Raw genomic sequence first — 12,372 nt, 5'->3', positions numbered from 1 at the left:
ACCATTGATTCCATAACATTTAAATAGATGTTTGATAATTTACAAGACAAGCTCGATCGCGCGTTTAAGGTCCTGAAAGGACAAGGCAGCATTACCGAAATCAACGTGGCAGAAACCATGAAAGAAATCAGGAAAGCGTTGCTTGATGCCGACGTCAACTATAAAACTGCCAAAACCTTTACAGATGAAGTGCGCCAGAAGGCACTTGGTATGAACGTTCTTACCGCCGTTTCGCCTGGTCAGTTACTTACAAAGGTTATGAACGACGAGCTGACCGAACTGATGGGCGGTTCAGTTACAGAGCTTGAAACGAAAGCGAATCCAACGATCATCCTCATTGCCGGCCTGAACGGTGCCGGTAAGACCACCTTCTCCGGTAAGCTTGCTAATTTCCTGAAAAGCAAAGGCAAGAAACCACTGCTGGTTGCCGGCGACGTTTACCGCCCCGCGGCGATAGACCAGCTTGAAGTGTTGGGCGGACAGATCAGCGTTCCCGTGTATGCAAACCGGGAATCAAATGATCCCGTAGGTATTGCGCTTGAAGGAATTGCAGAAGGAAAACGCAACAATAATAACGTCATCATTATCGATACGGCTGGCCGCCTTGCTATAGACGAAAGTCTGATGACCGAAATTTCTGAGGTTAAGGCCAAAACCCAGCCACATGAAATCCTGTTTGTTGTCGATTCAATGACCGGACAGGATGCTGTAAATACGGCAAAGGCGTTCAACGACCGCCTTGACTTTACCGGCGTTGTGCTCACCAAACTTGATGGTGATACCCGCGGCGGTGCAGCCCTTTCGATCAAGTCTGTTGTCAACAAACCGATCAAGTTTATCGGTACCGGCGAAAAGATGGAAGCGCTTGATGTCTTTTATCCTGACCGCATGGCTTCACGGATTCTGGGCATGGGCGACGTCGTATCACTCGTAGAGCGTGCCCAGCAGCAGTTTGACGAGAAAGAGGCGGCTGAACTTCAGAAAAAGATCCGTAAGAATAAATTTGACTTCAACGACTTCTACAACCAGATCCAGCAGATCAAGAAAATGGGGAACATGAAAGACCTCATGGGCATGATTCCGGGTGTAGGGAAAATGATGAAAAATGTCGACATCGATGACAATGCATTTAAATCGATCGAAGCAATTATACAATCAATGACGCCTTTTGAGCGTGAAAATCCCGACAGCATTCAGCAGAGCCGCCGTAACCGCATTGCAAAAGGCTCAGGCAGCAAACTGGAAGAGGTAAACAAACTCCTGAAGCAGTTTGAAGACATGCGTAAGGTCATGAAACAATTCTCCAATCCTGCTGCAGCGGCACGCATGATGAAGGGAATGCCGAAAATGCCTTTCGGAAAATAGATCTGCCAGTTAATTATTAAAATACATTATTTACATTTGAGTTAAAATCATCTCAAATGTTAGTAAAAGTATATGGCGGTGCATTGTCAGGCGTAGATGCGCTGACAATCACCGTCGAAGTCAGCGTAACCGGCGGCATGAACTATACAATTGTCGGTCTTCCCGACAATGCCGTCAAGGAAAGTCTTTTCCGGATAGAAAGTGCCATTAAATTTTCGGGCCTTCATATGCCCCGGCAGAAAATTGTGGTGAACCTGGCTCCGGCCGATATCCGCAAGGAAGGTTCGGCCTACGATCTTCCGATAGCCATAAGCATCCTGGCTGCGTCCGGCCAGATCGATACTGAAAAACTTGCCGATTATTTCATCATGGGAGAGCTGTCGCTTGACGGCGGCGTGCAGCCGCTGAAAGGCGCGCTGTCGATCGCCCTGCAGGCCCGCAATGAAGGCTTCAAAGGGTTTATTCTTCCACACCAGAATTCCCGCGAGGCTGCTATTGTAAAAGAACTGGACGTTTACGGCGTCAGCACACTCAACGAGGTCGTATCGATATTCAGAAACGCGGGACACCAGCCATCGCCGGTGAACGTGAACCTCGACGAGATCTTTTTCAATGATTCCGGCCATGCAGATTTCGACTTTTCTGAGGTAAAAGGGCAGCAGAATATAAAACGTGCGCTGGAGATCGCTGCCGCCGGCGGCCATAATGTAATGCTGATCGGCCCTCCCGGAGCAGGTAAAACCATGCTTGCCAGAAGACTCCCGGGCATTCTGCCACCACTCAGCATTGAGGAAGCACTCGAAACAACAAAAATCCATTCGGTGGCCGGCAAGCTTCCCGCGTCCGGCTCATTGCTGACCACAAGACCATTTCGCTCGCCCCACCATACCATATCTGATGTCGCCCTGGTGGGCGGCGGTATGCACCCCCAACCGGGCGAAATTTCGCTCGCGCACAATGGCGTCCTGTTCCTCGACGAACTTCCCGAGTTTAAACGCGCGGTACTTGAGGTGATGCGTCAGCCGCTGGAAGAACGCAAAGTGGCCATATCCCGGGCCCGGTTCTCTGTGGAGTACCCGGCTGGTTTTATGCTCATCGCATCCATGAATCCCTGCCCGTGTGGCTTTTATAATCATCCCGAAAAGACCTGCGTCTGCGGTCCGGGTGTTGTACAGCGTTACCTGAGTAAAATATCCGGTCCGCTCCTCGACCGTATTGACCTGCATGTTGAAGTAACGCCCGTCAATTTTGATGAGCTGGCTTCAAAAGAACAGACAGAAAAAAGTGAACAGATCCGAGAACGGGTTATCGCGGCGCGCCGCATTCAGGACGTGCGTTTCCGCACAAGCCGGCAGACCTATGCCAACGCCCAGATGTCTCCCAGGATGGTACGCAAAGTATGCGGCATTGATCAGACCGGCGAAAAGCTGCTGAAAAATGCAATGGAAAAGCTTGGACTGTCGGCCCGAGCCTACGACCGGATTCTGAAGGTCGCACGAACCATTGCAGATCTTGACAACAATGAACACATCGGAACGCAGCACCTTGCCGAAGCTATTCATTACCGCAGCCTGGACAGGGAAGGGTGGGCGGGCTGAAAGCAGCGTCTATACGCACATTGTAAGAACCCGTGCATGTTTGTATCTTTAACGCGTGAAAAAACAGAGTCCGGCCGCAAAGGGCAAACTAAAGGTCCTTCAGCTTATCCATTCGTCGTTTTGCGGAGCAGTGTTGCTGTTCGCAATCATAGCCCTTTCTGCGCAGAAACAAACGTATTTCAGTACCAGGATGGCCGAAGGCGGGCAGATCTTTTTGATCTTTCCGGTCCTCGTTTTGCTCACCCTGTTTGCAGGCATGCGCCTGTTTACGTTTATGCTGAAAGATGTTGATCTCATAAAAGACGGTCAGCAACGGCTCACCCGCTACATTGGTGCGTTTTTCGTACAGATGGCCTTGTTTGAAGCTGCAGGACTCGCCAACACAGTTCTGTTTCTGAAAACCGGTAATTACCTGTTCCTCGCTTTTGCTGCAGTGGCGCTGCTTACCATGTTCAGCGTAAGACCTACACGAAACCGAATTACCAATCTTTTGAAATTGCAGCATCCTGACACAGACCTGCTGTAGACAGTAACGGGTTTAGGCTACTGAAACCGTATCTTTGCGCCCAGAAATGGAGTACTTAGTTCACACGTTACCAAACGGCATCAGGATTTTGTTCGTACCCGCGGCTTCCCAGATCAGCCATGCCTGTGTTATTGTAAATGCAGGGTCGCGCGACGAGCCCGAAGGTAAAGACGGACTTGCGCATTTTATTGAACACCTGCTTTTCAAACGCACAAAAAAACGCAGCACACCGCAGATATTGAATCGCCTGGAAAGCGTTGGTGCAGACCTGAACGCCTATACGACCAAGGAATATACCTGCGTACATGCTTCGTTCCTGCATCCCTATCTGGACCGCAGCCTCGAACTGTTTCAGGATATCTTGTTTCACTCCATCTTCCCGCAGGAAGAAATGGACAAGGAAAAGAGCGTTATCCTGGACGAAATTGCTTCGTACCGCGACCAGCCCGAAGAAGCTATAAATGATGACTTCGAAGATATCCTCTTTGCCGGGCATCCGCTGGGCAGAAATATTCTGGGTACTACGGAGAGCGTTCCTGAGCTTTCACGAGCAGACATCACTCACTTCCTTACAGAAAAATACCGGACAGATCAAATGGTCGTTGCCGTTCTCGGGAGCTACAAAGCGGCACGGGTCTTTCAGCTCGCTGAGAAATATTTCGGAGTTATTGCCGAGAACAGCAGCGGGCGCGAGCGGTCGGCACCGGCAAGCCAGCCAGTGCGCCAGATTATTGAGGAGAAGCCCATCTTCCAAAGCCACGTACTACTAGGCAAGACAGCGTATTCAGCGCATCATCCGTACAAAACAGGCCTGCTTCTTCTGAACAACCTGCTTGGTGGAAACGGTATGAGCTCCATTCTTAATCTGCAGATCCGGGAGCGCCACGGTATTGCTTATACCATTGAATCTGCCTATATCCCGATGAGCGACACAGGCGTTTTCAGTATTTATTTTGGCACCGATAAGGAAAAAGTATCCCGCACATTACAGCTGATTTACAGGGAATTCAAGAAACTGCGTGAGAACGGCCTTTCTGCTGTTCAGCTTCATAAAGCAAAACAAAAACTGATTGGCCAGATTGCGCTCGGTGAGGAAAACCGGATCGGCCTGATCATTTCAATGGCAAAGAGCCTTTCGGACCATGGTTATATAGATAGCCTGGAAGTCATTTTCAGTAAGATTGAAGCTGTAAGCCAGTCCGAAATTCAGGAGATCATCAATGAAACCCTCAATGAGCAACAGTTGACAAGCCTTACATTTTCTCCTGCCGCAGAATAATTCGTATTTTTGTACCGACGTTTAAGAAGCTTTTTCCATGAAATTACCCATCGTTGCTTATGGCGACCCCGTATTAAAGAAAAAATGTGCTGAGATCGATCAAAGTTATCCAGATTTAAACCGGCTGATCGAAAATATGTGGGATACGATGTACAATGCCTGGGGTGTAGGCCTGGCCGCACCACAGATTGGTTTGCCTATACGCCTGTTTATCGTTGACACCGGCGATAAGGAAGAGAAAAAAGAAGGTTTCAAGCAGGTCTTCATAAACCCCCAGATTATTGAAGAAACCGGGGAGCCCTGGGCCTTTACAGAAGGCTGCCTGAGTATTCCTGACATCCGCGAAAGCGTAAGCCGCAAACCAAACGTGCGTATCCGGTTTTTTGATGCCGATTGGAATGAGCACGAAGAAGAGTTTACGGGTATGCCGGCAAGAGTTATCCAGCATGAGTATGACCATATTGAAGGCAAGCTCTTTACAGATACGCTGGGTGCGCTTCGCAAAACGATGTTAAAAGGCAAGTTGGATGCCATCTCAAAAGGAAACATCAAGGTAGATTACAGGATGAAGTTCCCGAATCAGAAAAAACGTTAAGCGCTAATTTTCCTTTCGGCTCCGGTCGCCTTCAAAGATCTGCTGCATGAGTTTACCCCAGGCAAAAGGGTTCATGAGTGGATTAGTCTGCACCATATTCTGGTTGGCCATCCTATCAAAATTATATCGGAAATTTGTTCCCGAGATTTCACCCGCATCGGCCGGGAGTGTCCGGATCAGGCCCCTGATCGACTCGCGGGATAGATTTTTCTTCGCAAGCGCAAGCTCATCATCAGCTATTTTCATAGCCAGGAAGTCGCGTGTAAACTCTTCAACTGTAGCCCAGGGAAAAACTTTGACGGTCGGCAGGTTTATTGACTCCGCCTTCATCTTTACCATCAGGGTGTATTTACTTTCAGGGTTTTCTTTTGGCACTACAGTGCGAAACTTACCATAACCGATGGCGGTGAACAGGAGGGTATCGCCAGGCCGCACGATAAACGAAAAGTATCCCCGGTAATCTGCAGAAAAACGCTGGCTTTTCTGGCTGATGTTACTGATGGTAACATAGGGAATTACCGTGTTGCTGTCAACATCGGTAATGATACCTGAAAACTGGATCAGTTTATCTGATTGTGCCTTCTGCTGCGCACGAACCGGCAGAAAAGCGAGGAGCAATATGACAGCGTAAAAAAACCTCATTATGCAATGATACAGCTATTTAACGTTCAAAACTGTTAAATTGTGTTAACTAATCCTGTTCTGCCATGTTCACGGCAACAACTGATGTGATTTCAGGAACTGATTTTTTTATAGCCTGCTCAATGCCGGCTTTCATGGTCATGAAGCTCATTGGGCAAGAACCGCAATTACCCAGCAATTTAAGTTTTACAACATGATCTGCTGTAATTTCTTCCACAGAAACGTCCCCCCCGTCGGCCTTAAGATAGGGCCTAATCGTATCCAGTGCTTGTTCTACCTGTTCTGTTAAATTCATTTTATCTAGGATAAGTAGTAAAAATAATAATTTTTTTCCATACCCGGCGCATTACAAGCCGCCGTAAAGCCGCTACGTGATGAATATGACCTTAAACTGCGCTTACCGGCGCCGATGCGTTTGCTATAGCTACCTGCTGCGCAATGCGGCCGGCAATCAGGCCAAACGCCTGCGCAACCATAGATTGCCGGTCAAGTACTGCAGGCTGGCCTGCATCACCGGCTTCACTAACCTGCTGCACAATCGGCAGCTCGCCCAGAAAAGGCACATCAAACTGTTGCGCAAGCGTCTTTCCGCCATCTTTTCCAAACAGGTGGTATTTCATCTCAGGCAGCTCGGGTGGCGTAAAATAAGCCATATTCTCAATTACCCCCAGCACAGGTATGTCTATTCCGGGCATTCTGAACATAGCCAGACCTTTCCGGGTATCTGCAAGTGCAACCTGCTGAGGGGTTGTAACAATAACAGCGCCTGCAACAGGATAGCCCTGCGTAATGGTGATATGAATATCGCCCGTACCGGGTGGCAGGTCTACAATCAGGTAGTCAAGATCGCCCCAGTCTGCATCATTAAAAAGCTGTTTGACCGCGTTGCTTGCCATAGGTCCGCGCCATGGCACCGGCTGATCCGGATCAGCAAAGAAGCCCAGAGACAGCAGCTTGACGCCAAACTTCTCAACAGGAATTATCTTTGTTTTGCCATCAGGTGTTTCCCTGGCCGAAGGTTTCGCATCGCGCAAGCCAAACATGGTCGGTACCGAGGGGCCATAAATATCGGCATCTATCAGACCGATCTTTGCGCCATCTGCAGCCAGTGCCACGGCAAGATTACTTGCCACGGTAGATTTACCAACGCCGCCTTTGCCGGATGAAACCAAAATGATGTTTTTGATGTTATCCAGAGAATTTGAATTAACGGGAGTTGTGACCCGCGAAGTGATGTTGATTGAAATTTCTGCGTCTTTATCAACGAAATGTTTAATTGCGTTGATACAGGCATTCTTCAGCATATCCTTTAGCGGGCAGGCAGGAGTGGTTAGCTCGAGTGTGAAACGCACAAAACGGTCCTCAATCGCTACGTCCTTGATCATGTTCAGCGTGACCAGGTCTTTCTTCAGGTCCGGGTCCTCAACATTCTTCAGCGCGCTCAGGACCTGTTCAACAGTTATACTCATGTTTCTAGATTGGACACAAAATTAAGCAAACCCCGTCGCAATTGATTGAAATAGCCGTTTTTAAGTGTAATTTTAACACCAAATAAACATTTGATTCTTACGTTAAAGGTTCATACCCGATTACTCTATGCGCATACCGAAGATCAACGTTCCAAAAAAGTACATAAAAATTGCAGCCTGGACGTTCGGCGTTCTCGCGGTTGTTCTTCTGGCAACAGGCGCCGTTGCCTATTCTAAACGTGAAGCATTGCTGAAAAAGATGGTCTCTAAGGCCATTACCAAGGCTGAGCGCGACTATGGCCTTGCCATAAAAATCAATGAATACGGATTTAAAGGGTTGAGCACCGTTCATCTTGCCGGAATTACGGTTGTTCCCAAAGACCGGGACACGCTTTCCACCATCAACGATCTTACGGTAAGCGTAAAGCTTTTCCCTCTGCTGTTTGGAAACGTCAAACTTTCAAAAGTTAACCTCGACAAAGGCACATTAAGCGTTGTGATGAAAGATTCGACAAATAACCTCGATTTTTTTCTGAAACGTAAGAAAGACAGCACCGAGAAAAAAGGAAAGATGGATCTTTCAGCACTTGCCAGCAACTTGCTGAACCAGGTTCTTTACAAGATCCCTGACGACATGGACCTCCAGAACTTTCGCTTCAGCCTGAATGACAACGATACAGCAAAACTTAGCTTCATGGTCAGCAAAGCCGTAATTGACGATGGCGACCTCGAATCGACGGTGCTGGTTAATGGCAATGAGGCGATCTGGCATGCAAACGGAGAGCTGCACCCCGGCAGGAAAAAATTGAACGTCATGCTGTTTGCAGAAGGAAAAAAAGTTGAACTGCCTTACCTCAACAATAAGTTCCACGCCAGGATCAGCTTTGACACCGTGCAAACGGAGCTCAAAGATGCAGGCTACTCTGGCAGTGAGTTCAAGATCTCGGGATCCTGGGCGGTGAAAAACCTCCTGATTAACCAGCAGCGCATAGCCAGTAATGATATTATTGTGCCCGATGCTCGCCTTGACGCAGATGTGTTTGTAGGCGAGAACTACCTGGGCCTCGACAGTGCCTCTACCATTTACGTTGGCAAAGCCAGCATACACCCCTACCTTCAATATACATTAAGCCCTCATAAGGTTTATGAAATGAAGGTACGTGCAGAAGAACAGGACGCGCAGGCTATATTTAATGCCTTACCTGTCGGGATGTTTGAATCACTCGGCGGACTGAAAGTAAGCGGAAAACTACGTTATGATATGGAGTTTTTGCTTGACACCTCTGAGCCTGACAGCGTAAAATTTAATTCCACGCTCACACCTGTTAATTTTAAGATCCTCAGGTGGGGCCGCACAAACCTGCAGAAGATCAATGCGCCATTCATTTATACGCCTTATGAGTACGGAAGGAAAATGCGCGACATCGTGATCGGCCCTTCTAATCCGAATTTTACACCGCTGAATGAGATCTCGCCAAATTTTAAAAACGGTGTTTTAACTGCAGAAGACCCCTCTTTTTTCTCGCATAAAGGTTTTGTACAGGAATCAATCCGCAAATCTATTGCGGTCAACTTCAAAGAGAAACGGTTTGTCAGGGGCGGGAGTACCATCTCCATGCAGCTTGTTAAAAACGTTTACCTAAGCAGGCAGAAAACGCTGGCACGAAAAGTTGAAGAAATTCTGATTGTCTGGCTTATTGAAAATAACCGCCTTGTAAGCAAAGAGCGGATGCTTGAGGTTTATTTTAACATCATTGAGCTGGGCCGCGACGTATACGGCATAGGTGAAGCTTCCCGCCATTATTTCGGGAAACACCCGGCAGATCTGACCGTCGGGGAAGGCCTTTTCCTGACAAACATTGTACCTCGGCCAAAGATAGCCCTGTTTAAGTTCAGGGGCGACGGCGGGCTCAAAGATTACCTTCTGCCATACTTTAAATTTATAGGCAACATCATGGCCAGGCGGGGCCTGACACCCGTTGATACCAATGGGTATGGATTTTACAACGTCCGTCTGCGGGAAGGCCTGCGCCAGTATCTCGCGCCTGATACAGCTGCTGTCGATACAACTGCGTTTGATGAAGACGGTATCACCATGCCTGTGATTATGCAGGACGAAAATAAATCGCTTTTTGACCGCCTGTTCGGCAAACCGGCACCACGCGATACCGCCCGCCGGCAACCGGCTGTACAGGACACAACGCCAAAATCGAAGCGCGAGCTCAGGCAGGAGCGGCGTGAACAGCGCCGGAAGGAACGTGAGCAGGAAGAAGGCATAGTTCAATAAGCTGATGATGAATACTGTACAGATAGAAGACAAAAAGTTCGAGATCCTGCTGGAAAACGACAACATCAACAAGCGGATCCGCCTCATCGCCATCCAGCTGAATGTTGATTATGAGAATAAATGTCCTGTGTTTATCGGCGTACTGAATGGCAGTTTCCTGTTTATGGCAGATTTGCTGAAAGAGGTCGATGTACCCTGTGAAACCGGGTTTATCCGTGTTGCATCCTACCATGGTACAGAAAGCAGCGGCGAAGTGCGCGAGATTTTTGGCCTCCCTGATGATCTTGCCGGGCGTGATGTCATTCTTGTCGAAGATATCGTTGATACAGGGCTTACCCTGACGCATATTCTCAGGAAAGTCTGGGCGAAAGGGCCCGCTTCTGTTAAAGTATGCAGTCTGTTGCTAAAGCCTACCGCTTTAAAGTCGCCGATAGATGAGCTCGAATACGTTGGCTTTGAAATTGCAAATGAGTTTGTTGTTGGCTACGGACTTGATTATAATGGCCTGGGACGCAACCTTCGCGACATTTACCGGGCGGTCACCGTACCTCCGCCTTTACCTTAATCTCACATATTTTTACGACCTTTGTAGGCGAAAAATATTCATCACAATGACCATTCATAAAGAAGGCTACACAAGTATCGCAGTTACTGTTCTTTTTATCTTTATCCTCAATGCAGTAATTGATTACCGTTTTGGCGATGTGGCCTGGCTGCGCTGGCTGGTGTATATTTTTTCAATTGCGCTGTTTCTGATAGTGCTGCAGTTTTTTCGCAATCCGCGGCGTACCTTTAGCGCCGGCGATAACCTTGTCATTTGCCCTGCAGACGGCAAAGTGGTTGTGATCGAAGAAACCGAAGAAGGCGAATATTTTAAAGACAAGCGATTGCAGGTGTCTGTCTTTATGTCTCCGATCAATGTGCATATTAACCGGAATCCCATCACCGGAACGGTAAAGTTCTTTAAATACCATCCCGGAAAATACCTGGCTGCATGGAATCCAAAATCCTCGACAGAAAATGAGCGCACCACAGTTGTGGTAGAGAATGCAGGAGGCACGCCTGTACTTTTCAGGCAGATTGCCGGAGCGCTTGCGCGTCGGATTGTCTGGTATGTAAAAGAGGGAGACAAGGTAACCCAGGCGGAAGAGTTCGGCTTCATCAAATTCGGTTCCCGTGTGGATATTTTCCTTCCGCTGGGAACAAAAATCAATGTCAACCTGGGTGATGTTGTTAAGGGTGGTATAACGACCCTTGCTGAATTAACTTAAGAATATGAAAAAGATCATCACTGGCCTCGCTCTGGTTTTATGCATTTCTTACAGCCAGGGACAAACGAAAGCTAAGTCTCAAAAAAAACAGGCTAAGTCTGCCTGTAGTACAGACCTGAAATCGCAAAAATCCTGCTGTATGAAAAAACCTGCAAGGTTCGGGGTAGCTAAAGCTACAGCCAAACCACAGGTGCCGGCAAAAAAAAGTTAGCTTCGGAAAAAATCAGACCTGTCTCTGTGTAGGATAGGCAAAATCAGATCTGTTGTTCTTTACGATTTCCATGACGCTGAAGTTGATGCGCTCCTTGATCTTCAGGTAGTCCGCATGAGCGGGGCTGCTGACAAAATAGGTTACATCGATATTGATTGCAGAATCGCCAAAACTATCCAGGTGAACGGTATAGTCTTTCATAATCTCAGGCTCAGCCTCCAGCGCATCTTTAATATCTCTGATAATCTGTTTTAGTTGCACATCTGTTGTTTCATAGACTACGCCAACCTGAAATTTCACTTTCCGTAAATTGCGTAGCGTAATATTTTCCAGCACACCATCGATCATAGCCTTGTTTGGAATGGTGACCATGGTCTTGTCTGAAGACCGGATCAGGGTACTGCGAAAACCGACCTTCTCTACAGTTCCCTCGACACCATCTACCTTGACAAGATCGCCGACGGTAAAGGGTTTATCAAGAAAAATAGTAAATGAGCCGAGCAGATTCTCCAGGCTTTCTTTTGCAGCCAGCGCAATGGCAATACCGCCTATGCCAAGACCAGTGATGAGTGTTAACACATTAATCTCGAATACAAATCCAAGCAGCACAAAAAAGCCGATAAAACAGATAATCGTTTTGATCAGCTCCTTCAGAAAGGGCACCAGCTGACCGTTACCCCGGTTCTGTGTCTGCTCAGCTTTGTAAAGAAGCACATGAGACATAAAATCAATAATGCGAAGCACGATCCAGAATACTGACACGATGATCATAAACAAAAAAATCTTGTCTATGAATTCGCCTATACTGACCGGAATTTTTTCTTTTGCCTTGCCTACTACCTTGGTATAGCGGTATAACGTTTCGTCCAGAGGATATCTGAGCTGATTCACGGCGAGGTAAGCAGTCGCAAAACTCAGGAAGGCTTCGATTGGCTTTAGCAGCAGCGCAATAAATGTATCGCCGCTGGTATTTTCCGCAAATCTTTTGAACAGGCGATACAACAGCACGCTAAACAGCTTCGAGACAAGGCGCTTGAAGACTAGGCCGAGTAAAATGATGCCAAGAAAAAAGCAGTAGTCTTTTACTGTGTTTCCCCAGAATACCTGTTCAAAAAATTTGTGGTCCATA

13 protein-coding genes are annotated in these 12,372 nt (G+C 47.6%); 9 read left to right on the top strand and 4 right to left on the bottom strand.

Annotated elements, in window-relative coordinates; all coding sequences use genetic code 11:
* The first annotated feature begins 27 nt into the window (after positions 1-27).
* The 5 genes from ffh to def are packed head-to-tail and all read left to right on the top strand — an operon-like array spanning position 28 to position 5,363.
* A complete protein-coding gene (gene ffh / locus EJV45_RS15880; RefSeq protein WP_129717143.1) occupies positions 28-1,365 on the top strand; it encodes a signal recognition particle protein in 1,338 nt (445 codons plus the stop codon).
* Between the two features lie 56 nt (positions 1,366-1,421).
* On the top strand, positions 1,422-2,963 hold the full coding sequence (locus tag EJV45_RS15875; RefSeq protein ID WP_129717141.1) for a YifB family Mg chelatase-like AAA ATPase: 1,542 nt from the start codon (positions 1,422-1,424) through the stop codon (positions 2,961-2,963).
* A gap of 55 nt (positions 2,964-3,018) precedes the next feature.
* Positions 3,019-3,489, top strand: a complete 471-nt coding sequence (locus tag EJV45_RS15870) for a hypothetical protein (protein WP_129717139.1) — start codon at positions 3,019-3,021, stop codon at positions 3,487-3,489.
* Positions 3,490-3,535: 46 nt separating this feature from the next.
* Positions 3,536-4,768: a pitrilysin family protein gene (locus tag EJV45_RS15865; RefSeq protein ID WP_129717137.1), complete on the top strand. Its 1,233-nt coding sequence runs from the start codon at positions 3,536-3,538 to the stop codon at positions 4,766-4,768.
* A 37-nt stretch (positions 4,769-4,805) separates the two neighbouring features.
* Positions 4,806-5,363, top strand: a complete 558-nt coding sequence (gene def / locus EJV45_RS15860; RefSeq protein ID WP_129717135.1) for a peptide deformylase — start codon at positions 4,806-4,808, stop codon at positions 5,361-5,363.
* Between the two features lie 3 nt (positions 5,364-5,366).
* On the opposite strand, the gene EJV45_RS15855 is transcribed toward def, so the two are convergent.
* From EJV45_RS15855 to EJV45_RS15845, 3 genes are all read right to left on the bottom strand, one after another.
* The gene (locus tag EJV45_RS15855; RefSeq protein WP_129717133.1) at positions 5,367-6,005 is read right to left on the bottom strand and encodes a hypothetical protein; all 639 of its coding nucleotides are present in this window, start codon (positions 6,003-6,005) and stop codon (positions 5,367-5,369) included.
* A 49-nt stretch (positions 6,006-6,054) separates the two neighbouring features.
* Positions 6,055-6,300: a NifU family protein gene (locus tag EJV45_RS15850; protein WP_129717131.1), complete on the bottom strand. Its 246-nt coding sequence runs from the start codon at positions 6,298-6,300 to the stop codon at positions 6,055-6,057.
* 91 nt (positions 6,301-6,391) lie between these two features.
* Positions 6,392-7,474: an Mrp/NBP35 family ATP-binding protein gene (locus EJV45_RS15845; RefSeq protein ID WP_129717129.1), complete on the bottom strand. Its 1,083-nt coding sequence runs from the start codon at positions 7,472-7,474 to the stop codon at positions 6,392-6,394.
* A 127-nt stretch (positions 7,475-7,601) separates the two neighbouring features.
* On the opposite strand from EJV45_RS15845, the gene EJV45_RS15840 reads away from it, so the two are divergent.
* From EJV45_RS15840 to EJV45_RS15825, 4 genes are read left to right on the top strand one after another with little or no spacing between them, the layout of a single operon-like run.
* Positions 7,602-9,761 (top strand): transglycosylase domain-containing protein, encoded by a 2,160-nt coding sequence (locus tag EJV45_RS15840; protein WP_129717127.1) that lies wholly within the window; start codon positions 7,602-7,604, stop codon positions 9,759-9,761.
* A gap of 7 nt (positions 9,762-9,768) precedes the next feature.
* Complete coding sequence (hpt, locus tag EJV45_RS15835) at positions 9,769-10,326, top strand: hypoxanthine phosphoribosyltransferase (protein WP_129717299.1); 558 nt, start codon at positions 9,769-9,771, stop codon at positions 10,324-10,326.
* 46 nt (positions 10,327-10,372) lie between these two features.
* Positions 10,373-11,032 carry a phosphatidylserine decarboxylase family protein gene (locus tag EJV45_RS15830; RefSeq protein ID WP_129717125.1) on the top strand — a complete coding sequence of 220 codons (660 nt, stop codon included), beginning with the start codon at positions 10,373-10,375 and terminating at the stop codon, positions 11,030-11,032.
* A 4-nt stretch (positions 11,033-11,036) separates the two neighbouring features.
* Positions 11,037-11,243 (top strand): hypothetical protein, encoded by a 207-nt coding sequence (locus EJV45_RS15825; protein WP_129717123.1) that lies wholly within the window; start codon positions 11,037-11,039, stop codon positions 11,241-11,243.
* Positions 11,244-11,255: 12 nt separating this feature from the next.
* On the opposite strand, the gene EJV45_RS15820 is transcribed toward EJV45_RS15825, so the two are convergent.
* Entirely contained in the window at positions 11,256-12,371 is a 1,116-nt protein-coding gene (locus EJV45_RS15820; protein ID WP_165305072.1) for a mechanosensitive ion channel family protein, read from the bottom strand.
* Position 12,372 lies beyond the last annotated feature (1 nt).

The organism is Pedobacter sp. SYP-B3415, from assembly GCF_004138205.1.
Taxonomy (GTDB): domain Bacteria; phylum Bacteroidota; class Bacteroidia; order Sphingobacteriales; family Sphingobacteriaceae; genus Pedobacter.
The sequence above is the reverse complement of the archived record's forward strand: the minus strand, read 5'-3'. Positions and strand labels throughout refer to the sequence as shown.